The organism is Dyadobacter crusticola DSM 16708, from assembly GCF_000701505.1.
Lineage (GTDB): Bacteria > Bacteroidota > Bacteroidia > Cytophagales > Spirosomataceae > Dyadobacter > Dyadobacter crusticola.
In genome coordinates this window covers 221,379-244,774 of sequence record NZ_KL370787.1, presented here as the reverse complement: position 1 = coordinate 244,774, position 23,396 = coordinate 221,379, and the positions used below count along the sequence as shown (strand labels likewise).

The 23,396-nt window shown below is 46.7% G+C and carries 17 protein-coding genes; 14 read left to right on the top strand and 3 right to left on the bottom strand.

Going from position 1 to position 23,396, the window contains the following annotated elements; genetic code table 11:
* Positions 1-156: 156 nt before the first annotated feature.
* From Q369_RS0125785 to Q369_RS0125760, 6 genes are all read left to right on the top strand, one after another.
* Positions 157-3,420, top strand: coding sequence for a VCBS repeat-containing protein (locus Q369_RS0125785; protein ID WP_310589036.1), 3,264 nt, complete (start codon positions 157-159; stop codon positions 3,418-3,420).
* Between the two features lie 80 nt (positions 3,421-3,500).
* Positions 3,501-6,752, top strand: coding sequence for a VCBS repeat-containing protein (locus Q369_RS0125780; protein ID WP_229206960.1), 3,252 nt, complete (start codon positions 3,501-3,503; stop codon positions 6,750-6,752).
* Positions 6,753-6,758: 6 nt separating this feature from the next.
* Positions 6,759-8,060 (top strand): Kelch repeat-containing protein, encoded by a 1,302-nt coding sequence (locus Q369_RS28625; protein ID WP_051664291.1) that lies wholly within the window; start codon positions 6,759-6,761, stop codon positions 8,058-8,060.
* Positions 8,060-9,115 carry a DUF4249 domain-containing protein gene (locus Q369_RS0125770; protein WP_157488321.1) on the top strand — a complete coding sequence of 352 codons (1,056 nt, stop codon included), beginning with the start codon at positions 8,060-8,062 and terminating at the stop codon, positions 9,113-9,115. Before Q369_RS28625 ends, Q369_RS0125770 begins: the two co-directional genes overlap by 1 nt.
* Positions 9,115-11,502, top strand: a complete 2,388-nt coding sequence (locus tag Q369_RS0125765; RefSeq protein ID WP_084165859.1) for a TonB-dependent receptor — start codon at positions 9,115-9,117, stop codon at positions 11,500-11,502. Before Q369_RS0125770 ends, Q369_RS0125765 begins: the two co-directional genes overlap by 1 nt.
* Before the next feature lie 74 nt (positions 11,503-11,576).
* Entirely contained in the window at positions 11,577-12,116 is a 540-nt protein-coding gene (locus Q369_RS0125760; protein ID WP_031530595.1) for a hypothetical protein, read from the top strand.
* 2 nt (positions 12,117-12,118) lie between these two features.
* On the opposite strand, the gene Q369_RS0125755 is transcribed toward Q369_RS0125760, so the two are convergent.
* Positions 12,119-12,907 (bottom strand): SDR family oxidoreductase, encoded by a 789-nt coding sequence (locus Q369_RS0125755; RefSeq protein WP_031530594.1) that lies wholly within the window; start codon positions 12,905-12,907, stop codon positions 12,119-12,121.
* A 137-nt stretch (positions 12,908-13,044) separates the two neighbouring features.
* On the opposite strand from Q369_RS0125755, the gene purH reads away from it, so the two are divergent.
* The 3 genes from purH to Q369_RS0125740 all read left to right on the top strand — a co-directional run bounded on the left by purH (position 13,045) and on the right by Q369_RS0125740 (position 17,429).
* Positions 13,045-14,580, top strand: a complete 1,536-nt coding sequence (gene purH / locus Q369_RS0125750; protein WP_031530593.1) for a bifunctional phosphoribosylaminoimidazolecarboxamide formyltransferase/IMP cyclohydrolase — start codon at positions 13,045-13,047, stop codon at positions 14,578-14,580.
* A 200-nt stretch (positions 14,581-14,780) separates the two neighbouring features.
* Positions 14,781-15,650, top strand: coding sequence for a hypothetical protein (locus Q369_RS0125745; RefSeq protein ID WP_229206952.1), 870 nt, complete (start codon positions 14,781-14,783; stop codon positions 15,648-15,650).
* 159 nt (positions 15,651-15,809) lie between these two features.
* The gene (locus tag Q369_RS0125740) at positions 15,810-17,429 is read left to right on the top strand and encodes a sodium:solute symporter family transporter (protein ID WP_031530591.1); all 1,620 of its coding nucleotides are present in this window, start codon (positions 15,810-15,812) and stop codon (positions 17,427-17,429) included.
* A gap of 72 nt (positions 17,430-17,501) precedes the next feature.
* On the opposite strand, the gene Q369_RS0125735 is transcribed toward Q369_RS0125740, so the two are convergent.
* Together Q369_RS0125735 and Q369_RS0125730 are read right to left on the bottom strand one after the other, a co-directional pair.
* Positions 17,502-17,948 carry a peptidylprolyl isomerase gene (locus Q369_RS0125735; protein ID WP_031530590.1) on the bottom strand — a complete coding sequence of 149 codons (447 nt, stop codon included), beginning with the start codon at positions 17,946-17,948 and terminating at the stop codon, positions 17,502-17,504.
* 131 nt (positions 17,949-18,079) lie between these two features.
* Complete coding sequence (locus tag Q369_RS0125730) at positions 18,080-18,850, bottom strand: lytic transglycosylase domain-containing protein (RefSeq protein ID WP_031530589.1); 771 nt, start codon at positions 18,848-18,850, stop codon at positions 18,080-18,082.
* 458 nt (positions 18,851-19,308) lie between these two features.
* Here Q369_RS0125730 and Q369_RS0125725 point away from each other — a divergent pair, with 458 nt between their 5' ends.
* The 5 genes from Q369_RS0125725 to moaA all read left to right on the top strand — a co-directional run bounded on the left by Q369_RS0125725 (position 19,309) and on the right by moaA (position 23,319).
* Positions 19,309-20,499: a molybdopterin molybdotransferase MoeA gene (locus Q369_RS0125725; protein ID WP_031530588.1), complete on the top strand. Its 1,191-nt coding sequence runs from the start codon at positions 19,309-19,311 to the stop codon at positions 20,497-20,499.
* 30 nt (positions 20,500-20,529) lie between these two features.
* Entirely contained in the window at positions 20,530-20,769 is a 240-nt protein-coding gene (locus Q369_RS0125720) for a MoaD/ThiS family protein (protein ID WP_031530587.1), read from the top strand.
* An 8-nt stretch (positions 20,770-20,777) separates the two neighbouring features.
* A complete protein-coding gene (locus tag Q369_RS0125715; protein ID WP_031530586.1) occupies positions 20,778-21,227 on the top strand; it encodes a molybdenum cofactor biosynthesis protein MoaE in 450 nt (149 codons plus the stop codon).
* Positions 21,228-21,400: 173 nt separating this feature from the next.
* Positions 21,401-22,309 carry a bifunctional molybdenum cofactor biosynthesis protein MoaC/MoaB gene (gene moaCB, locus Q369_RS0125710; protein ID WP_031530585.1) on the top strand — a complete coding sequence of 303 codons (909 nt, stop codon included), beginning with the start codon at positions 21,401-21,403 and terminating at the stop codon, positions 22,307-22,309.
* A 17-nt stretch (positions 22,310-22,326) separates the two neighbouring features.
* On the top strand, positions 22,327-23,319 hold the full coding sequence (gene moaA / locus Q369_RS0125705) for a GTP 3',8-cyclase MoaA (protein ID WP_031530584.1): 993 nt from the start codon (positions 22,327-22,329) through the stop codon (positions 23,317-23,319).
* Positions 23,320-23,396 lie beyond the last annotated feature (77 nt).

Sequence of the window (23,396 nt, the reverse complement as noted above, 5' to 3'; positions counted from 1 at the left end):
TGTTTTAATTTACTTTATGTGATAGTTTCGTCAGAAACAAAAAGGATCTCCTCCCAAATGATTTGGATTTGCAGAACGCTCCTGGTTTGCGGATTTAGTACACTGATATTCTCAGGCTGCTCTAAAAACGAAAAGAAGGACACACTTTTTCAAGAAATGTCTTCCCCTGAAACCGGTATCTCTTTTGAGAATACGATAACGAACAGCGAAGAATTCAATATCTTCAATTACCGGAATTTCTATAATGGAGGCGGGGTCGCGATTGGTGATATTAATAACGACAACCTGCCCGATGTATATCTGATCGCTAATCAGGGAGACAACAAGCTTTTTCTTAATAAAGGCAACTTTAAGTTTGAAGATATAACTGAAAAAGCAGGTGTTGCCGGAACGAAGTCGTGGAGCACAGGCGCCACGTTTGCGGATGTGAATGGCGACGGGCTGCTGGATTTATACGTGTGTAACGCGGGACGATCAGAAGAGCGGGCCAATGAGCTTTTTATTAACAAAGGGAATGGGACATTTAAAGACGAGGCAAAAGCGTACGGTCTGGACGACAGCGGTTTTTCAACCCACGCGGCGTTTTTTGATTTCGACCGCGATGGAGACCTCGACATGTTTCTGCTCAATAATAGCTTTACGCCGGTTGGCAGGCTCGCTTATGCCAACATCCGTAACCAGCGGGATAAAGAGGGCGGTCATAAGTTATTCAGAAATGATGGCGCACATTTTACGGATGTGAGCGAGGCGGCCGGGATTTATGGCAGCCTGATTGGTTTCGGACTTGGCATCACAATCGGGGATGTTAATGACGACAATTGGCTGGATTTGTACATTTCCAACGATTTTTACGAACACGATTATCTTTACATCAACAACCACGACGGAACATTTACAGAATCAATTCAGTCAGCTATGCAGCACACGAGCCTTTCTTCAATGGGCGCCGACATTGCTGATATCAACAATGATGGTAAGCTGGATATCTATGTCACGGATATGCTGCCAGGCATTGATCGCCGTCTAAAACTGACTTCTACCTACGAAGGCCACGATTTATTTGAGCTGAAAGTCTCACGGGATTTCCATTACCAGTACATGCAAAATACTTTGCAGCTAAACCAGTCCGGCGGACCCGACAGTAAAACGTGGTTCAGTGAAATTGCCCGTTTTACCGGAACGCACGCGACAGACTGGAGTTGGGGCGCATTGATTTTTGATATGGACTCGGATGGGCACAAGGATATTTTTGTTGCAAATGGAATCAATAAAGACCTGACTAATCAGGATTTTGTTGCCTTCCTGGCAGATCCTTCCAATATTGCTGAGGTGAGCCGCACCAGGAAGTTTGACTACAAGCTGTTTCTGGATAAAATGCCTTCCGAGCCGCTTGCCAACTATGCGTTTCAGAACAATGGTAATCTTTCATTTGCCAACAAAGCCGAAGAGTGGGGCTTGAACACACCTTCGTTTTCAAATGGGTCCGCTTACGGCGACCTTGACAATGATGGAGATTTGGACCTGATCGTGAACAATGTAAATAGTCCCCTTTTTGTTTATAAAAACACAGCAAGTGAACGCCCGGACTTTCACTTCATTAAATTCAAGCTGGTTGGTGAAAAAGGTAATGTGAATGCGATAGGGACGAAAGTCTACGTACACCAATCAGACAAAACCCAAATGCTGCAGCAAATGCCGAACCGGGGATTTGAGTCATCGGTGGATCTAAGGCTTGTTTTTGGGCTGGGTAAGAATTCGGTAGTTGATTCGGTAACCATAGTTTGGCCGAATGATCAGCAGCAGACTATCAAAGCAATGGCGGCGGATTCAACTTATACATTGGACCAGAAAAATGCCCGCGTTCCCTGGAAAGCAAACAGCAAGACAGGGCAGGAAAGCTTTGAAGAACTTAAATCGTCCGGGATAGATTTTACGCATTCCGAAGCGGAGTTTGTCGACTACAACACAAACCCGCTCCTCAAACAAATGTACTCGCGCCTTGGGCCGGGGCTTGCAGTCGGGGACATCAATAAGGATGGTTTGGACGACGTCTTCGTTGGCGGCGCGATCGGTCAGGGCGGTAAGCTTTTCCTGCAGAGGTCAGATGGGACATTCTCTGAGAAAACACCGTCGGCACTTGCTGATGATAAAGCAACAGAAATTTCAGATGCCACTTTTTTCGATGCGAACAACGACGGAAATGCCGACTTGCTAATTGTTTCCGGCAGTAACGAGTTTAAGGATGATGATGAAGCATTGCAGCCAAAGCTCTTTCTTGGTGACGGAAAAGGCGGCTTTACAGTAAGCGGCGGAATGCCAGGTTTGAAAATGAATGCATCCTGTGTAGCAGTGGCCGATTATGACAAAGATGGTGACCAGGATATTTTCATCGGCTCGCGCCTAAGGTCAGGGCAGTATGGAGTTAATCCGCCCAGCTATTTGCTGACTAACGATGGGTCAGGCAACTTTAAGAATTACACGAAAAGGTACCTGCCGCAGGTGGATCAGCTGGGTATGGTTACAGATGCCGCCTGGGCAGATCTGGACGGCGATACCTTCCCGGAACTGATAGTAGTTGGGGATTGGATGCCAATTATGGTTTTCAAAAACAACAAGGGAAAACTGGTCCCAGGCACACAGGACTTCAAAGGCGTTTCGGGTGAAGCAGTAAAAACAGATGGTTGGTGGAATACGGTGGAAGTGGCTGATATAGACGGCGACGGCGATCCTGATATTATTGCCGGAAATCTGGGCATGAATTCACGCCTGAAAGCAACACAGCAAAACCCGGTTCAAATGTTTGTGAAGGATTTCGACAACAATGGGATCACAAAACAGATCATTACCTGTCCTGACGAAACCGGCACATCTTACCCAATGGTAATGAAACCCGATTTGCTGCGTGCCATGCCTTCATTGAAGAAGAAATTTGTCAAGTTTGAGCAGTATGCCGACAAGAAAATCGAAGACGTGATTGATCAGAAGGATTTGGAAAGTGCAGTCAAAAAGGAGGTTTTTATGCCTGCTTCCGCTGTATTCAGGAATGAAAACCGGGGGAGTGCATTTACATACCTCCCATTACCGGCTCTTGCACAGCTTTCTCCTGTTCACGCCATTATTCCGACTGACTACGATCAAGACGGACAAATTGACTTGATCATTGCGGGCAACTATTACGATGTTTTGCCCGAGATCGGCAGATATGACGCATTCAAAGGTCTCATTCTTAGGAACAACAAAGGCAGCTTCGAAACAAAGCTCCCTTCGGAAACAGGCTTATGGACGGAGAATCAGGTGCGCCAAATGAAGCAACTGAAACAAGGTCAGATTATTATAGGTAATAACAATAGTAAAATTCAGGTATTCAGAACGGCAGTCGGGAAAAATCCAAAATCCCTGCCGGGACTCGCATTAAAATGAAGAAAATAGTATTGATAATGTTGTCGGTATGCACCTTTTTTCAGGCTTGCAAACCGAAGGAAAAGCAGGATGAAAAACCAATGTTCGTGGCAAAAGACTCAGCCTCAACGGGCGTTGCCTTTATCAATCGGGTAATTGGAGACGAGAAAATGAATTTGATGGATTACCTCTATTTCTATAATGGAGGCGGCGTTGCAACGGGGGATATCAATAATGACGGTCTCGCGGATGTGTACTTTGTTTCTAATCAGGGCAAAAACAAGCTTTACCTGAATAAAGGCGGCTTCAAATTCGAAGATATTTCGGAAAGAGCCGGCATTGAGGGTTTTTCTGACTGGCAAACTGGTGTGACCATGGCGGATGTAAATGGCGATGGATTACTTGACATATATGTTTCAGCGGTAGGTAACTTCCGGGGAATGGAGGGCGCAAATGAGCTTTATATCAATAACGGTGATCTGACTTTTACTGAAAAAGCGGCTGACTACGGTCTTGATTTTACAGGATTTGCAACGCAGGCGGTATTCTTTGATTATGATAAAGACGGCGATCTTGATTGTTACTTGTTAAATCATGCCGTACATACTTCACGTAGTTACGACCGTGTAAGTACCAGGCATTTGCGAAATAATGAAGCCGGAGATTACTTATTTGAAAACCTGACAGCGAATGTAAAGTCGGAGGGAAGGCCGGTTAAGTTCCGGGACATCAGTGAAGAAGCGGGCATTTATGGTGCCGCTATGGGCTATGGGTTAGGTGTTGCGGTGGCCGATCTTGATAACGACGGCTGGGATGATATCTATGTTTCCAACGATTTCCATGAAGACGATTATTGCTATATCAATAACCGCAACGGGACTTTTACCAATAAAAGCCGCGAAATGTTCAGGTACACTAGCCGGTATTCAATGGGAAATGATATTGCCGATGTGAATAATGACGGCTATCCGGATGTAATGACGCTTGATATGTACCCGGAGGATGAAACCGTCGAAAAGTCATCGATCGGAGAGGATGCACTGGATATTTACCTGTATAAACTTTCGTTCGGATATATGCCGCAGTTGAGCCGCAACTGTCTGCAGATTAATCTTTCCGGTGAGAAGTTTATGGAGGTGGGTGCGATGGCGGGAGTGGCTGCTACGGATTGGAGTTGGTCGCCCTTGCTGGCTGATTATGACAATGATGGTATCAAAGACCTTTTCGTAAGTAATGGAATTGCGCACCGCCCGAATAACCTCGATTACGCCAAGTATGCTGCCGACGATTCACTAAGATATGCCAGTGAAACTTCTCTGGAGCTGGACAAAAGAGCTTTGGAAATGATGCCGGAGGGAAAGGTGCATAATTACCTTTTTAAAGGAATGAAGGGGCCGGTGTTTGATAACAAATCGCTGACCTGGGGCTTTGATGCTCCTTCACTTTCGAATGGGGCCGCGTATGCGGATCTGGATAATGATGGCGACCTGGACCTGGTGACCAACAATCTTAACGAACCTTCGGTATTCTATCAGAATCAGGCAAATACACTATCCGGCAATAACTACCTGCGCGTCAAGCTGGAAGGTTTTCCGGTTAACGTTTTTGCATTTGGTGCCAAAGCGGTGATCAAGCAGAAAGGCAGCATTCAAATGCAGCAGCTTTCCACGACGCGCGGCTTCGAGTCTTCAAGTGAGCCGATCCTGCATTTTGGCGTGGGTAAAGAAACTGTGATCGACTCAGTAATTATTGTGTGGCCCAACCAGCAGGAACAGGTGCTTACACAGGTAAAGTCAAACCAGCTTTTGAAAGTTAAATACGACGGCACCTCCAAGCAGCCGGGGAACAATTCGAAATTGGTGGAAAAAAGTCCTGCTAAGTTGTTTCAGGACGTTTCGAAAGATTTTAATATTCCCTTTAAACATCTTGAAAATCAGTATTTCGATTTCTATCGCGAAAGTTTGATGCCATTTCTCGTGTCGACAGAAGGACCGAAAGTTGCAGTGGCAGATGTAAATGGCGACGGGCTGGAAGATATGTTTGTTGGCGGCGGCAAGTGGCAGCCAGGTGAGCTGTACCTGCAAACGACCGGCGGTAAGTTTGCATTAACCAAACAGCCGGACTTTCGCGCAGATTCTACCTTTGAAGATGTTGATGCAGTGTTTTTCGACGCAAACAAAGATGGTTTTCAGGATTTGTACGTGGTGTCCGGTGGTAATGAGTTTTACGGGAATATGCCACAACAAAATGACCGCCTGTATTTCAATGATGGTAAAGGCAATTTTAAGCGAAATGAACAGGCGCTCCCTCCGATGCTGATGAACAAGTCCTGTGTGAAACCATTCGATCTCGACGGCGACGGAGATATGGATTTGTTTGTAGGCGGACGCGTAGTCGCATTTCAATATGGAATGACACCGGATTCTTACATGCTGATCAACGACGGAAAAGGACGGTTTACTGATCAGACAGGCAAACTGGCACCTGATCTCCGAAAGGTAGGAATGGTCACGGACGCAGTCTGGGCTGATATCGATGGAGATAAGATGACCGATTTGGTAGTTGCTGGCGACTGGATGCCCGTTACTGTTTTCCTGAACAAAAAAGGCAGACTTGAAAAAGCAGCTCAGTATAAAGTACCCGCCGGCTTTTGGCAATGCGTTCAGGCGGCGGACTTTGATCAGGACGGAGATATTGACCTTGTTGCTGGTAACCTTGGAAGTAACACTAAATTTAGGAAAAGACCAGATTCACATTTGAGAATGTGGGTAAAGGATTTTGATAATAACCAGGGACTTGAACAGGTTGTTGCTTATAGCGTAGATAAGAAATGGTATCCAATTGCTTTTAAAGATGAATTGGGAAAACGCATTCCTTCGATTATCAACAAACGTTTCACGGATTACAGGACTTTCGCGGGAAAAACGATCAGCGAACTTTTTAAATCAGACGAGCTGAGTGACGCGGAGATCCTGGAAGTAGAAAAGTTTGAGTCTGTGTACATTGAAAACAAGGGCGGCAGTTTCGTGATCCACGATCTACCTTTCGATGCGCAGGTCTCTAAGCTGTTCACACTGGTGGTAACCGACATTAATAAAGATGGGAAACCCGACATTTTGGGAGGCGGAAATTACCTTGGCGTCAGTACTTTTCAGGGCCGCTATGATTCAAGTTACGGGTTAATTTTATTGAACGAAGGAAAAGGAAATTTTAAGTCCATCCAGCCGGCAGGTGCCGGGTTCGCGCTTGACGGCGAAGTGAGGGACATCAAGCCAATCAAAAAAGGCAACGAGTTTTTCTGGCTGGTAGCGCGTAACAATATGCCAATGTCAGTTTACAAGCCTGTCCGTTAGCGACCTATGAGAAAGCTTTACTACCTTCTGATTGTGCTGAGTACAAGCTTTCTTAATTCCTGCGAACAGGAGTTTGCGCCTATCGGCGCAGAGCAGGAACCTGACGTTCCCGCCGCCATTGTGTCCATTGACCAAAGCAAGTCAGCTTCCGATGCAAGTATCACTTTGAAATTACCTCAGAGGGAAGTTACCAACCTTCAATTCGCGCTTTTCGACAATGCAGGTGAAAAATTGGAACTTGCTTCCGGCTCCAATGAAGTGACCGGGAAATTTAACTTGCGTAACTATAATGTAGCCGGATTAAAAGAAGGCCAGCTATATAAGTTGCAATTGGCTTATACGGACTTACGAAATAGCCAAATAACCACATCACGGACCTTCACGGCCAAAGTCGCACCTGCCTGGAAGCGGCTTCCTCATATACCAGCGTCGGGCGGCGACTTTACTGGCGCAGCGGTGTATTCTCCGCTTTACTCTCAGCTTGCGGTTTACAGGTACCAGGATGCGAGCCGCTGGGATATCTTGAAGTTTATCAGTGGAAAATGGGAAAGTTTTGAGACTCAAAAGCCCATTCCCAGGCATAATGCAATTGCTTTTCCACTGGGGCAGCTCGGTGACCGTGAGTTAATCTTTATGGGGTTTGGCTACCTTGATGATGAGAAACTACCTACCAAGAGGGCTTATCTCAATGATTTTTGGTGGACAGCGAGCTTTTACAATATAGGCCAGCATTCGGGAGTGGTTTTTCCGCTTTATGAAGGGATCGATAAAGACATTAAATACTTTCTGACTTTTGACAAAGCGTACCTCCTGAAAGAAAATGATAATGGAAGTATGTGGTCCCTGGACATTACCTGGGATCAGGCGCAGCTTGCGCCACTTCCTGAGAAAACGGGCCGTATTGCTGCATTTACAGTGGGCGGTACCGGCTATGTGGTCAACCAGCTTCCCGGAACGGTGCCGCATTTGTTCGCCTATGACCTCGTGAAAGACAAGTGGACGCGAAAGGCTGACTTCCCGGGTAAGATGCGCAGCGAAGGAATCGGGTTTGCGGTAAAAAATAAGGGTTACTTCGGGCTCGGTGTAGATACCGGGGGTAATGGGCTGCGCGATCTCTGGGAATATGATGTTGCTACGAATACCTGGCGGTATCATTCCGAGTACCCAGGGCAGGGTAGCCGCTTGCTGATTTCCGTGTCAGCAGCTAATAAAGCATACCTGGGATGGGGCTACGAAATGCGGCAGCTGGAAGGTTCGGGTTCAAAAGAAATTATAGGATGTACAGACTTTTGGGAATTCAATCCTTGATGAAGACTTTAGCAATACACCGGTTTGTGAAAGCGGTACTTCCATACTGCTTCTTTCTTGTACTCTCCGGCTGCGTGGATGAAGTGCAGCTTCCTTCCCGCTCGGTTGAATCTAGGCTGGCTGTGGAAGGTTTGGTTACCAATGAGAAACCGCCTTATACCGTCAAACTAACATTCACAGGAGAATATAACTCGCTGATTTACGGAGATTATGAGATCCCCGTAAATGGGGCAGATGTAAGTATTACTGAAATCGGCGGGCGCACGGTAAAGCTCGTTCAGGACGCACTTACCCCGGCCTACTACTGGATGTACGATTCCACTTTTGTGGGCAAAACAGGTAAAAGTTATCAGCTGAGAATTACCTTACCTGGCGGTACAACCTACATCTCAGAGCCAGAAATGCTGAACCCCGTCGCAGAGATCGACCGCCTTTACGCAGAGTATCACCAGCGCGACGAGACGAAGATTGAAGAGCCGGATCACTATCAGATTTTGCTGGATACCAAAGATCCTGGAACAGCAGGCAACTACTATCGCTGGTCGGGTTACGGATATGTACCGCGGCTTTCTACCGGCGAGCCGATTGGAATGGGGGGGTATTGTTGCAAATGGTGCTGGGTACCGGTTTACGGATCGAGAAGTGATGTGCTTTCGGATGTTTTGGTAAATGGGAACAGCATCACTCGCCGGCCGATTATGACGTCGCCTGTTTATTATGTAGGCAGGCACTACCTGGAAGTGCGCCAGTATTCCCTTACCAAGTCGGCTTACCAGTTCTGGGTAAAATTTGAAGAACAGCGCAAGCGAAATGGCTCTCTGTTTGATCCGCTACCTGCCTCTATTGATGGAAATGTGCATCGCGAGGACGACCCGAATGTGCTTGCACTCGGTTATTTCGGCTCCTCGGCAGTCAGCACACGAAGACTTACTATTCCAGGCGATACTTTGAATGCAGCCCGTATCGAAATCAAATACGGGGATGTTTTTGTAAAACAAGGCAACTGCCAGCTTATTTATAGTCAGGGACAACTCAACCCTCCCGCAAATTGGTAATGAAAACACGAAGCAAGCTATTGTTCCGAACCAACCTGCGGTTGCTGCTTATCGCAGCGGCGATATTCCTTTTGCCCAAAACAGCCCATTCGCAGGACTGGATTCTCAAAGGGACGGTGGAGGATGTAGTCTCCGGCAAACCGATGGTAAATGCATCGGTAGTGTCCCGTATTTCAAAGGCTGCATCAATTACCGATAGTTTGGGGAAATTCAGCATCCGGCTGAAAGCGGGTTCCCAGCTGGTTACATTTTCGTCTGTGGGCTATTTTTCAAAGAGTATCACCATCAATTACCAGGAAATACTTTCGGGAATAGATATAAAGCTTGCGCCTGAAACGCGGGACTTAATGGAGCTGGTCGTCAAGGAGCAAGCGCCCGATGAGAACGTGAAGTCCAGCCAGATGAGTGTTTCACGGCTGGATATCAAGAATCTTAAAAATATCCCGGTTGTGTTTGGCGAGGTGGACATCATCAAAGCGCTCACTTTACAGCCGGGGGTGAATACAGTAGGCGAAGGTACAGCTGGATTCAATGTGCGTGGCGGCCGGACAGACCAGAACCTAGTACTTCTCGACGGAGCTCCCTTATTCAACACTTCCCATTTACTTGGTTTTCTGAGCAATGTAAATGCCGACGCGATCCGTGATGTGACATTATATAAAGGAGATATTCCGGCCGCTTACGGCGGGCGGCTTTCATCGTTATTAACAATAAATACCCGCAACGGCAACAAGGAACGCGTAAACGTTTCCGCCGGGGTAGGTTTGATGACAGCGAGTATCATGGCCGACGGACCGCTGACGAGAAATAAACGGCTTACCTTCCTGGCGGGCGGCAGAGTGGCTTATCCCAATCTGCTGATCAAACGTTTTCCCGCTCCTACAAACCAGAATAAGGCATTCTTTTTTGACCTAAATGGAAAGTTGTCCTACGAAATATCTGAAAACAGCGTGATCTCTGCGTCGGGTTATTATAGTCAGGATGCATTCAAATTTCCGGAAGACACGCTTTATGGTTGGCAGTCAACCACAGGTACATTGAATTGGAACAGGCAGATCAATAAAGCATTGTCTATTCAGGTGGGGGCTAACCTGAGTCATTATACATTTAACTTAAACGGCATTTCACCTACGATAGAATATCTGTTCAAATCGGGAATCCGGCAGCATAATGGGCATGTACATTTGATATGGGCGCCTCAGCCACATCACAAGTTTGAAGCCGGTATTGATTTTACGCAGTACCAGTTATCTCCCGGTAATCTTTCACCAGAAAAAAACTCAAACATTATCCACATAGACATTGAAAAGGAGCAAGCGCTGGAAAGTGCATTCTTTGTTTCAGATGAATGGAACCCGGTTCCGTGGCTGTCAGTGAATGCAGGTTTGCGGTATGTTGCATTCAGGAATGTGGGCGCAGGTACGGTTTATCAATACGAGAATGGAGTTCCGCGCACATCGGAGTCGGTGCTAGACACGCTGTTTTTTAAAAAAGGCAAAAAGATCACAGGTTTTGGTGGATTTGAGCCAAGATTGTCTGTCAGAATTAACACAGGCCCTACCAGCTCGCTGAAAATGAGCTATACCCAAACGCGCCAGTACTTGCACCTGATCTCCAATACGACCGCTATATCTCCCGTAGATTTCTGGAAAATGGCCGATGATTTCGTCCCGCCGCAGACTGCCACACAAATCGCAGTGGGTTATTTCAGGAACTTCAACGAAAATACATTTGAAACTTCAATCGAGCTTTACCAGAAGCATTTAAACAATCTTGTTGAATATAAGAATGGAGCTACTTTACTGTTAAACCCGGTTTTGGAAACAGACCTCGTCCCGGCAGAAGGAAAAGCCTATGGTGTGGAAGTGAGTGTGCAGAAGTCGAAGGGCCTGATCACCGGACTGCTTTCCTACACTTACAGCCGCACTTTCGCCCGGGTACAATCGGTATTTCCCTCCGAACAGATCAATAAGGGCGATTGGTACCCGGCAACGGTTGACCGTCCTCACAGCGTCACAGTATCGACACAATGGAAATGGAAGAAGAACTGGACCTTCGGTACCAACTTTGTGTATATGACCGGTCGCCCGATTACCTACCCCGACGGTACGTACAGGCTCAATGACGTGGTTGTTCAGGATTATTCGGCAAGAAACCTGGATAGGATACCGGATTATCATCGGGCCGACATTTCATTCACCAAAGATACCCGCACCAGCGCAGACCAGCGGCAGTATGCACTCTGGTCATTTTCGATCTACAATTTGTATGCAAGAAAAAACCCGTATTCAATCTATTTCAGACAAACCGGGTCAAGACTAGCAAGTTACCGGCTGTCGGTGTTTGGGACTTTGATTCCTTCTATTAACTGGAAGTACTTCTTTTAATTTCGCTGAGTCACTGCATTGCAGTACTAGCCAAAATAATTCCTCGTTATATCTTGGCTTTGAAAATCTGTCACATGCAGCAAGTGTTGATCATTCTCCTCCTGCTCTCATTCGAATGCAGTTCGCAACCTTACTATACGAAGATCAGAGCTAATGTGGGTGCTGAGATTGCCGGGCTTGCTCCCCAGCTGGCAATTACCGCAGAGGCGATAACTGCTTACAAGCCACGTTCCTTCGCAGGTATACAGGCTGGTTTGGGTTGGCTTGAAAGAAGAGGGTTTAAAAGTCCGTCGTTATCGGCAGCTGCCACTTACAACTATTTATTGAACCCGTACCGTAGGAAATCCTGCATTCCAAATCCCGGAAGCAATCTGATTGAGGCTTATCTTGAAAGTGGTTTTGGGGCATTCTTTGTCGATCCTTACGACAATAATCCGTACAGGGCTGTGACAGTGAAGCACCGGTTTGTCACACCATCGGCATTAGGCGGCGTCCGTTTGCACTTTGTCAGTCCCAAATGGATATACATTTTAAAACTACGCTGTACGCCTACTCTTGTCAAAAGCAAATTTGATTCTGTTGCCGGTGTTAGTGTTGGATTAGGCTGGCGCTGACCTCACAAACTCTCCGTTCTTCCACCATCTACTGGTAAATTCACCCCATTAATGCTCGCAGCGGCTGGACTGCACAGGAATGCGACAGCCGCTGCAGTTTCTTCCGGTTTGGTAAAACGGCGGATCGGGATACTGGCTGCGAGCTCGCGACCCACTTCTTTGGCGGTCTTGTTTTGAGATTGCGCGCGCATTTCCAGAACGGAATATAAGCGGGCAGTTTCAGTATAGCCCGGCAGTACATTGTTTACCGTAATTCCAAACTGTGCAATTTCCAATGAAAGCGTCTTTGCCCAGCTCGCCACTGCGCCGCGAATCGTGTTGGAAACACCCAAACCCGCGATCGGCTGCTTCACAGAAGTACTTATGATATTGACAATGCGGCCAAATCCTTCTTTTTTCATCGAAGGCAAAACGGATTGTACCAGAAACTGATTGTTGATCAAATGCATTTGAAAAGTTTTCAAAAACTGGTCGCTATCCGCTTCGATAATCGCCCCGCCCGAAGGTCCGCCGGTGTTATTGATTAAAATGTGAACATCAGGACAGAGGCGCAGGTAATTTTCGAAAGCTTCTTTCAAGTTTTCCGTCTCGCTGAAATCGGCAACTACGTAGCGGTGAAGCTGGCCGGCCGAGGTGTCCAGTGTGTCCACTGCACTACGCAGTTTTTCTTCATTCCGGGCAACCAGCGTCACATTCGCGCCTAATAATGCGAGTTCAACAGCCGAAGCAAGTCCGATTCCTTGGGTAGCGCCGCAAACGATCGCTGTTTTTCCGTTCAGGTCCAGGTTCATATTTTCTGATTTTTAAATGCGATAATAAGTTAATTCCGTACCCCGATTTTCATTCCTTCCGCTTCAAACTTCGCACATTTTTAGGCTATCTTTGCGGCTTATTTTCAGTCAGAGCATCTTACAGTTAACATTTTACAATGTCTAAAAAAATCCAATCCGCACTTATTTCTGTGTATTATAAGGACGGACTTGAACCTTTGGTTCGCCTCTTGCACAGCAATGGTGTAAAATTGTACTCAACCGGAGGCACGCAGACTTTCATTGAAAACCTGAACATTCCCGTAACCGCAGCGGAAGAACTGACGGGTTATCCTTCCATTTTTGGCGGTCGTGTCAAAACTTTACACCCTGCGATTATGGGCGGTATTTTGTACCGTCGCGACGACGAAGGCGATGTGGCACAGGCGGCTCAGTACAACATTCCGGCCATTGATATGGTGGTAGTAGACTTGTACCCGTTTGAAGAAACAGTTGCTTCCGGTGCCGGAGAAGAGGATATCATTGAAAAAATAGACATTGGCGGCATTTCCCTGATCAGAGCAACTGCGAAAAATTTCAAAGATACATTGATCGTGTCTTCGCGTTCGCAGTATGCGGAGGTGGTGGAGCTTTTGACTGCGAAAGCAGGTACTACCGACCTGGAAGACCGCCGCTTTTACGCAGGTCAGGCTTTCGGGGTTTCTTCGCATTACGATGGAGCGATCAACCGCTTTTTTACTGCGGGAAAAGAAAAGACGGACAAAGATCTTTTCGACTTTACCAGTTTGTCTTCACAAACTTTGCGTTACGGAGAAAACCCGCATCAGAATGCAACCTATTACGGCGACCTCGAAGGTATCTTCGACAAGCTGCACGGAAAAGAACTTTCTTATAACAACCTTGTTGACGTAGATGCCTGCGTGAACCTGATCGATGAATTTCAGGGCGCTGCACCGACTTTCGCGATTATCAAACATACCAATGCATGCGGAATTGCCACTGCACCTACTGCGAAAGCGGCTTACGATAATGCATTAGCCTGCGACCCGGTGTCGGCATTTGGTGGTGTTGTAATTACAAATGCAAAAGTGGATCTGGCTACTGCCGAAGAGCTGAACAAGCTTTTCATGGAAATCCTGATCGCGCCGGAGTACGATGAAGAAGCACTACAGCTTTTGAAATCCAAGAAAAACAGGATTTTGTTAAAGAGAAATCCGGTGGATCTGCCGCAGATTATGTTTAAAACTATCCTCAACGGAGTTCTGGTACAGGACAAAGATCTTTCGACCGAAGTTGCTTCTCAATATACAACCGTTACCGAAAAAGCGCCGACCGAGCAGGAATTGACTGCAATGGAATTTGCGCTCAAAGTGTGCAAGCATACGAAGTCCAACACGATTGTTTTGGCAAAAGAAAACCAGCTGCTGGCCAGCGGTACCGGCCAGACTTCACGCGTGGACGCATTGCGCCAGGCGATCGAAAAGGCGAATGCATTTGGATTTGATTTAAATGGCGCGGTAATGGCATCAGATGCCTTTTTCCCTTTCGCAGACTGCGTTGAAATCGCGCATAAAGCGGGGATTACGGCGGTTGTACAGCCAGGAGGCTCGATACGCGATAAAGACTCTGTGGAATATTGCAACGCCAATGGTGTAGCAATGGTAACCACTGGCGTCCGCCACTTCAAACATTAATTGCAGCACAGCGTAAGCTCTGTTACGCTAACCTAACTTTTGTCATGCTGAGCGCAGTCGAAAGCACGCTGCTCGCAAGTACAGTGCTTCGACCGCCCGGCGGCCCGGTGCGCTCAGCATGACAATTCAATAAAAGCTAGTAGGGCAAGCTCTGCAAGCCAACAATACCGTAAACACTTCTAGTGTAAAAAAGAATTTCTTTGAAAAACAACCCGGTACCAGCGCGCGCAATACGAATTGTAAAAGTGTTCGTCGTGCTGCTTTTCGTGTTACCGGCCAGCTTGTTCTTCTTATATCCCCAGATTTTTTATTGTGAGCTGATCGGCTTTTCCGGTTTTCGGGAGAGCGGGTTGGTTTATTTCAGTCCTGAAATCAAGCCTGCTTCCTACAAAAAGCTGAAAATGATTGTCAGCAGAGCAGAAATGCGGATCGATTCGTTCTATTCCGGCAAGAAATCCGCTCCCAAAATCATCGTCTGCAGTAACCCGCAGCAGTATCAGCGCTATTGCAGCAGCACAGAAGGCGCCGGCTGCAGCGTAGGTACCCCTTGGGGCACCAGCTATGTGGTGCTTAACGAACAAGGCGCAAACCTCGACGTGATTGCGCACGAAATGGGGCATATTGAGCTTCTGAAACGGATTGGCTGGTGGAAAGTTACCTCGGATATCCCGCAGTGGTTTAATGAAGGCCTGGCTTTGATGCTCGACAGAAGGTTCGTCAATAACCCAGACCCTGCCGGTCGCTACCTCGAATATCTGGACGAATGGATGTATTACACCGGCGGCGGACAACAGATCCTGGAACTCGAAGATGTCGCTACGATCAAGGGGTTTTTTAATGGTGGGCAAAAACACGTAATGCTTGCTTATATGTCCTCGGGAATGGAGGTTTCTTACTGGCTTGCGATGAGCGGCGATGATGGTCTGCAGAGCTTCGTGCAAAACCTGAATGCGGGCCGATCTTTTCAGGAAGCTTACTCGGGTGCGGAGCAGGCGCGGCTGAAAGATTATTATAGGAAGTTACCATCAAATCCGCTGAGATATTCGGATTCGGAGAAAATATCAGAGTAAAGCTTTGTAAAGATATGCTTGTATCTATATTTACAGGCACATTTTTAATAAACCTCGCGACGATCTTACACAACTTAGGTTTTGTACAATTTTCCGAAAATAATGTACCTTTCGATTTGAACTGACAAACCTCATCATTCATCCTTTTTATACTTTGCAATGCAGGAATTACAGAACCTCGACTACATCGTCTTCTTCTTTTATTTCATAGTCGTCTCCGGTTACGGTTATTGGATTTATCAGCGGAAAAGGTCAAAAACTGAGTCTACCAAAGATTTCTTCCTGGCCGAAGGTTCGCTTACCTGGTGGGCTATCGGTGCGTCGCTGATCGCGTCGAACATTTCTGCCGAACAATTTATCGGAATGTCCGGAAACGGTTTTTCAATGGGTCTCGGTATTTCCACTTACGAATGGATGGCAGCAGCAACTTTGATTATAGTCGCTGTTTTTTTTATGCCAATCTATCTGAAAAACAAGATTTACACAATGCCGCAATTCCTGAACGAGCGGTATAATCCCACAGTGAGCTTGATCATGGCGGTTTTCTGGCTGGCATTGTATATCCTGGTTAACCTTACTTCCATTCTGTACCTCGGTGCGCTGGCGGTTTCAGGTATTTCCGGCTTGGATTTTCAGTTTTGTATGATCGCACTCGCTGTTTTCGCGATCATTATTACGATTGGCGGGATGAAAGTGATCGGTTATACCGATGTTATTCAGGTGTTCTTTTTGGTAATCGGCGGTTTGGCTACTACTTATCTGGCAGTTAACCTGGTATCCGCAACAGATGGAATAGAAGGAATTACAGCGGGTTTCAAGCTGATGCGTGAAAACCACGACGACCACTTCCACATGATCTTTCCTAAAAGCAGCCCGTTCTACATGCAGCTGCCGGGTCTGACGGTTTTGCTGGGCGGTATGTGGATCGTGAATTTGAACTATTGGGGATGTAATCAGTACATCACACAGCGCGCACTAGGCGCCGATTTGAAGACAGCAAGAAATGGTATTCTTTTCGCCGCTTTCTTGAAACTGTTGATGCCGGTTATCGTTGTTTTGCCAGGTATCGCTGCTTATGCATTATATAGCAAGGGAATGTTTCAGGCAGAAATGTTGGGTGACGATGGCGCGATCAATGCGGATAAAGCTTATCCCGTACTGCTGAACCTGCTGCCCGCAGGCTTGAAAGGTCTTTCTTTTGCAGCGCTTACAGCCGCAGTAGTAGCTTCACTTGCAGGAAAGGCAAACAGTATTTCTACGATTTTTACCCTCGATATTTTCAAGAATTACATCGGTAAAGATGCGAGTGAGAAGACACTGGTAAGAATCGGCCGTATCGTTGTGGTAGTAGCAATGCTGCTTGCAATTGTTGTTTCTCCTTACATGGGCATCGATAAAAAAGGAGGCTTCCAGTTCATTCAGGAAATGACAGGATTGCTTTCGCCGGGTATCTTCGCCTCATTCATAATGGGCTTCTTCTGGAAGCGGACCAACTCTGCCGGCGCTTTGTTTGCGATCGTAGGGGGCTTTCTGATCGCTCTTGCGATGCACAATAACTACTTTCCATTTGCGGACTGGACGCAGGTTCCATTCCTGGATCGTATGGGAATTGTGTTCCTGATATGTGTGGTAGTAATGGTGATCTTAGGTTTGGTATTGCCAAACGAGAAAAAAGGACTCGAAATCGATTCATCCATGTTTATTCCGCACCGCAGCTTTATTGTCGGTGCAGTAATCGTAATCGGGTTGATTACTTTCCTTTATGCACATTTCTGGTAAAACCAGATACCCAGATACAAAAAAAGGCTTGGAGTGATCCAAGCCTTTTTTTGTATCAATTTTGAGGGGAGACTATGCTTCCTGCTCCTCGATAATCGTGATCTTCTGGATCTTGTCGCCCTGGCGGATCAGGTCAACTGTTTCTACTCCTTCCACTACTTTACCGAAGCAAGTATGGTTCCCATCCAAATGCGCCGTGTTTTTGCGGCTGTGGCAGATGAAGAACTGAGAACCTCCCGTGTCGCGGCCAGCATGCGCCATTGAAAGTACACCACGATCGTGGTACTGGTTTCCGCCATTCAGCTCACATTTGATTTTATAGCCCGGACCTCCACGGCCAGTTCCGGTAGGATCACCACCCTGGATCATGAAATCCGGGATTACGCGGTGAAAAATCAATCCGTCATAAAAACCTTTTTTAGAAAGGTCAACAAAGTTTTTCACTGTTCCCGGCGCATCTTCATCGTAAAATTCGATGAGCATAGTGCCTTTGTCAGTGACCATTTCAGCTTTTGTCATGTTAAAGAGCGTATTAATTGATAAAAATCTTTTCTGCTTTTGCGCCGCATTTCTGCGGCTGCTATAAAACACAAAGAAAAGGAGAATGAGTCCTTTTCTTTGCATTTATATCAATAAATAAAAGGTGTCGATTATGAATCAGCGGCAACTTTGGCCAGCTGTGTGTCGGCTTTTTTCTGTTCCAGTTTGAAGTCGGTCAGCCGGGTAAGAACTTCTCCGCTTCCCCATTCACGGCTTCTTTCAGGATTTGAAAACCATTCTTTAACTGCCAGGATCTTGTAAATATATCTGGCTGTTTCCGAATTCAAGCGTAATTTGAAGAAGTCGTCTTTGTTCTGGGAATCCATTCTGTTCTGGATGTGCGTCGGTCCTGCATTGTATGCAGCTGCTACTAGCGTCCAGGAACCCAGTTGGCGATGTAGTTCACGCAGGTATTTGCCGGCAGCGTGCGTCGATTTGACGAGGTGCTTGCGATCGTCTCTGTGTTCATTCACAACCAGTCCAAGGTATTTAGCTGTCGAAGGCATGAACTGCCAGTAGCCTGCCGCGCCCCGATGGGAAGTAACCTGGTTACTCATGGCGCTCTCTATAAGAGGCAGATATTGAAAATCGGCTGGTACTCCGTACTTTTTAAGAATGGGCTCAATAATGCGCATTCTCTTTTCGGTCTTTGTCATCAGCTTACGAAAGGTGGGATTATCGTAATTTCTGATCATGTTTTGATATCGCTCGGCGATTCGAAGCTCTGATAATGGAATGGCTTCGCCACAGAAGTCAATAGCAAGAAGATCTGAATCTATTATTGTTGTTTCTTTCAGCTCCTTCTTTTCCACCTCCACCTCGCTCACGGAATCGTTGCCCATTATTGCGATTGAGAAGGCCATAAAGATAAGTTTAATCATGCATTTTCATTTTAGTGAAACATATTACAAGGCGTCAAGCCAGAATGCAAAGATAACGGATTTAGTATAAAAAATATTTCAATTCCGTTTAATTGGTTGTGATACAGTGTTTTAATGTACAATAAAATAGTATTAAACCAATACAGGAGATTTGGTGTGTCCCGGTTATTGCATTCGAAATGCCCGATTAACCTACCTCTTCTACAATTTTCGTTGGTAAATGCTGCGGATCGCAAAACGTAAATTTCTATGCCAGATATGATTTTAGTAAGAGTAAATAAAAATTAAAAATAGTTAAGTCCCTCATTGTTAAACCAATATCTAAAATACCCCAATTGTGAACTTGGTATTTTGCTGCTAAGTAACCGGCGTTTTGGATATTTTGTACACAAACTGTGCGGGTGACAGGTGTTTGGAAATTGTATTTTCTATCTTCGCATACCTTCATTTTTCAAGAAATGGTCACAGTCAACGAGGCTAAACAACTCATTATTGCAAATGCGCTATTACTGCCCGCAGAAACCCGGAAGCTTAGCAGATCGACAGGTTACGTGCTGGCCGAAAATATCAATGCGCCGCTTTCCCTGCCTTCTTTCCGCCAATCCTCCATGGATGGATACGCGATTCTGCATTCGGACATTACGGCGTCGCAAACAATCCTGAAATTGACAGGGGAGTCGAAAGCGGGACAAACAAACCTGGAAATCCTCCAACCAGGCACTGCAATGCGGATATTCACAGGTGCACCAGTGCCAGACGGAGCGACCGCAGTGATCATGCAGGAACATACACGCGTGGAAAACGGCCATGTGCTGATCGACGAATTTCCGGTTCCGGAAGGAAAGAATGTGCGTAGAGTAGGACAGCAGATTATGGCCGGTGCCGTCGCGCTGACTGCCGGTACTTACCTTTCGCCGGGCAGCATTGGTTTTTTGCAAGGGCTTGGTATACAAGAAGTCTCCGTTTATCGAAAGCCGAAAGTTGGTTTGCTGATCACAGGCGACGAGTTGTTGCGGCCAGGAAGCGAAATGCAAGCCGGAAAGATCTTCGAATCCAACTCCGGAATGATCGCAGCTGCTTTGGAGCAGGAGGGTCTCGGGGAGGTAGAAATCCGGTACGCCGCGGATAATCTTGATGCGACCATTGCGGAGTTAAAGCTACTTGTAGAAAAAAACGACATTGTGCTGGCATCCGGAGGAATATCTGTCGGGGATTATGACTTTGTTGGTGAAGCAATGGCGGCCGTCGGCGCTGAGACCATCTTCTATAAAGTCCGGCAAAAACCGGGGAAACCGTTATTGTTTGGCAAAAAAGACAAAAAGCTGTTTTTTGCCTTGCCGGGGAATCCTGCATCGTCGCTGGTTTGTTACTATGAATATGTATTGCCGGCGATAAGAAGCATGACGGGCCGCACGGATATTTTCTTGAAGACGTTACAATTACCTGTAAAATATGCATATTCGTTTGACGGCGATCGGGATGAATTCTTAAAAGCTTCCATTGCAGGAGATTACGTCATCCCGTTGGATGGGCAGGAATCTTTCTCGATCCGTTCTTTTGCATTGGCCGATGCAATCATATACTTACCGGTGAGCCAGAACAAGGTAGCAGCGGGCGATCTGGTGGAAGTGCATTTGCTTCCGTTTTAATGGGTTTTTAGAAGATTTTGTAAAAAAAATATGAGCTTACACGTGCTTTATTTCGGAATGCTGGCAGAGGTAACCGGACTGGCAGAGGAGAATTGGATAGATAACGGGCAACTTACTGTCGGTGATTTTCGTGCGCAGGTAACACAAAGATATCCGGCATTGCAGGGAAAGAAATTCAAGATTGCAGTCAATCAGCGTATTCTCGAAGATCTGGCGGATATAGCGCCCCAGTCTGAAATTGCGCTTTTACCACCTTTTGCCGGGGGATAACAGAAGGTATGGAAAAACAACATAAGCCTAAGAAAGTATTTGTAGAAGGACCGATCAGTCCTGATTTCGTGGCGAAATCGATAGCTGGTCACCAGTCTAAAACCGCCATCGGGGCGCACGCGATTTTCCTCGGACAAATCCGCGCAGACGAGAAAGAAGGCGGCACAGTTTCCGGAATCACATACACCGCATACGAGGAAATGGCCGAAAGTACATTCCACGAAATCCGCGAAGCCGCATTCACGAAGTTTGAGCTAACCTGTCTGCACATTTACCACAGCCTCGGCCTGGTCCCAACCGGACAAATCAGCCTTTTCGTATTCGTTTCATCTCCCCACCGCCGCGCCGCATTCGAAGCATCGGAATACATCGTGGAAGAAATAAAAACCAAAGTCCCCATTTTCGCCAAAGAGTTGATAGGAGATAATGGGGAGTTTGAATGGAAGAGGAATGTTTAGAAGGGGGAGGATGAAGGAAAGGGAGGAAGGAAGCTTTGTCAGTCTGAGCGCAGTCGAAGACAGGGTGCACAATGTCTTCGGCTGCGCTCAGACTGACAACTCTTGCTCCGCCATTCTAGCAAAGCATTCATTCACTCATTCCCCGTTCCACGGCGGATCACTCAAAATTAAAAATGGTCGATATTACTAGTAAGACAAATACACTCAGGATTGCGAAGGCGCAGGCTATTGTTCGGGTAAGCAGGGTTGAAACAATCGAGGCGATTGTAAACCGGACTGTCCCGAAAGGTGATGTGTTCGAAATGGCGAAAGCTGCGGGGTTTCTTGCGGTGAAAAAAACGCCTGATTTGCTTCCGGATTGTCACCCCATTCCCATAGAGTACACTGCTGTCAGCTACAAGATTGAAGGATTGGAAATTAGCATTGAGCTGGTTGTCAAAACGATATACAAGACCGGGGTGGAAGTGGAGGCAATGCACGGCGCTTCGGTGGTGGCACTTACCATGTACGATATGCTCAAACCGATCGACAAGGGCGTGGAGATCAGCAATATTCGGTTGCTGGAAAAGAAAGGTGGGAAAAGCGATCGCAAGGCGCTTCCGGATGCATTGAAGATTGCGGTAATGGTTTGCTCAGATACGATCGCTGCCGGAAATGGAGAAGATAAATCAGGTAAAAAGATCATTGAAAAGCTAGGTGCCTGGAAGCTGGAAGCAGCAGATTACATTGTAGTTCCCGACGATAAGCTCACTATCCAGCAGCAGATTTTGCAATGGACCAATACAGGTTATCAGCTGATTCTGATCACCGGCGGAACTGGCTTATCACGTCGCGATGTTACACCGGAGGCAGTATCCGAGCTGATTGACCGGGAGATACCCGGAATCGCCGAAGCTGCCCGCAGCTATGGACAGGAAAGAATAGCTACGGCAATGCTTTCGAGGTCAGTGGCAGGATTTTCTGGTGACAGCTTGGTTTTGACAATGCCCGGCAGCACGGGTGGAGTTACCGAATATATGGATGCATTGTTCCCGCATATATTACATGTTTTCAGCGTTCTCGAAGGTGCCAAGCATGAATAAGTAATTTAAACAAACTGATGTCAGCACCTATCATAGATACATTTGGTCGTAAACATACCTATCTGCGCATTTCGCTGACGGATAAGTGCAACCTGAGATGTACCTATTGCATGCCGCAGGAAGATATGCAGTTTATGCCTTCCAAGTGGCTCATGCAGGCCGACGAGATCCGTACTTTGTCCGAGATATTTGTCGAAATGGGGGTTGAAAAAATCCGTCTCACCGGCGGAGAACCGCTGATCCGGAAAGATGCACAGCAGATTATCAGTGACCTCGGCGAGCTGAATACTTCTCTCACGCTTACAACCAATGCAGTTTTTGCAGACCAGTTTATCCCCACTTTTAAACAAGCGGGTGTACAATCGCTGAATGTGAGTCTGGATACTTTGCGGGAGGACAGATTTAAAAGTATCACCAAGCGCGAACATTTTGCATTGACACGCTCACATATTCGGCTATTGCTGGACGAGGGTTTCGTAGTAAAGATCAATATGGTGGTGATGCGCGGCATTAATGAGGATGAAGTCAATGATTTTGTCAGGTTGACCCTGGATGAGCCTAATCTTCATGTGCGCTTTATCGAGTTTATGCCTTTCAAAGGCAATCAATGGGATATGTCGAAGATCGTTTCCTACGCGGATCTGCTTACCATGATCGGAAGTGAATTTGACTATAATCCCATTCAGCCGGAAGCGAACGATACTGCCAGAAGATACCACGTGAATGGCGCTGGCGGCACTTTTGGCATTATCAGCACAGTAACTCACCCGTTTTGTGCAGGTTGCAACCGGATCCGATTGACTGCCGACGGCAAGCTGAAAAATTGCCTTTTCGATACCTCCGAGATGGATTTGCTTACTCCATTGCGCCGCGGTGAAGATGTGCGCGCATTGATCCACCAGCACTTCTATAAAAAGCACTTTGCCCACGGCGGCCACGCTGGTTTTACAGAGCAGCACGCTAAAACCGATTACGAGCAAAACCGCCAGATGATCGCGATCGGCGGGTAACCATTCAACACGAAAATTTTCCGTTCAAACAAGGGGTGCAACATAGCAGGAAGGTTATTCCTCATTGGTAAAACTTT

What these genes read in the sequence shown, in the direction of transcription:
- Q369_RS0125785 (WP_310589036.1), top strand. Translation starts at nt 157, where the DNA reads ATGTCTTCCCCTGAAACCGGTATCTCTTTTGAGAATACGATAACGAAC.
- Q369_RS0125780 (WP_229206960.1), top strand. Translation starts at nt 3,501, where the DNA reads ATGTTCGTGGCAAAAGACTCAGCCTCAACGGGCGTTGCCTTTATCAAT.
- Q369_RS28625 (WP_051664291.1), top strand. Translation starts at nt 6,759, where the DNA reads ATGAGAAAGCTTTACTACCTTCTGATTGTGCTGAGTACAAGCTTTCTT.
- Q369_RS0125770 (WP_157488321.1), top strand. Translation starts at nt 8,060, where the DNA reads ATGAAGACTTTAGCAATACACCGGTTTGTGAAAGCGGTACTTCCATAC.
- Q369_RS0125765 (WP_084165859.1), top strand. Translation starts at nt 9,115, where the DNA reads ATGAAAACACGAAGCAAGCTATTGTTCCGAACCAACCTGCGGTTGCTG.
- Q369_RS0125760 (WP_031530595.1), top strand. Translation starts at nt 11,577, where the DNA reads ATGCAGCAAGTGTTGATCATTCTCCTCCTGCTCTCATTCGAATGCAGT.
- Q369_RS0125755 (WP_031530594.1), bottom strand. Translation starts at nt 12,907, where the DNA reads ATGAACCTGGACCTGAACGGAAAAACAGCGATCGTTTGCGGCGCTACC.
- purH (WP_031530593.1), top strand. Translation starts at nt 13,045, where the DNA reads ATGTCTAAAAAAATCCAATCCGCACTTATTTCTGTGTATTATAAGGAC.
- Q369_RS0125740 (WP_031530591.1), top strand. Translation starts at nt 15,810, where the DNA reads ATGCAGGAATTACAGAACCTCGACTACATCGTCTTCTTCTTTTATTTC.
- Q369_RS0125735 (WP_031530590.1), bottom strand. Translation starts at nt 17,948, where the DNA reads ATGACAAAAGCTGAAATGGTCACTGACAAAGGCACTATGCTCATCGAA.
- Q369_RS0125730 (WP_031530589.1), bottom strand. Translation starts at nt 18,850, where the DNA reads ATGATTAAACTTATCTTTATGGCCTTCTCAATCGCAATAATGGGCAAC.
- Q369_RS0125725 (WP_031530588.1), top strand. Translation starts at nt 19,309, where the DNA reads ATGGTCACAGTCAACGAGGCTAAACAACTCATTATTGCAAATGCGCTA.
- Q369_RS0125720 (WP_031530587.1), top strand. Translation starts at nt 20,530, where the DNA reads ATGAGCTTACACGTGCTTTATTTCGGAATGCTGGCAGAGGTAACCGGA.
- Q369_RS0125715 (WP_031530586.1), top strand. Translation starts at nt 20,778, where the DNA reads ATGGAAAAACAACATAAGCCTAAGAAAGTATTTGTAGAAGGACCGATC.
- moaCB (WP_031530585.1), top strand. Translation starts at nt 21,401, where the DNA reads ATGGTCGATATTACTAGTAAGACAAATACACTCAGGATTGCGAAGGCG.
- moaA (WP_031530584.1), top strand. Translation starts at nt 22,327, where the DNA reads ATGTCAGCACCTATCATAGATACATTTGGTCGTAAACATACCTATCTG.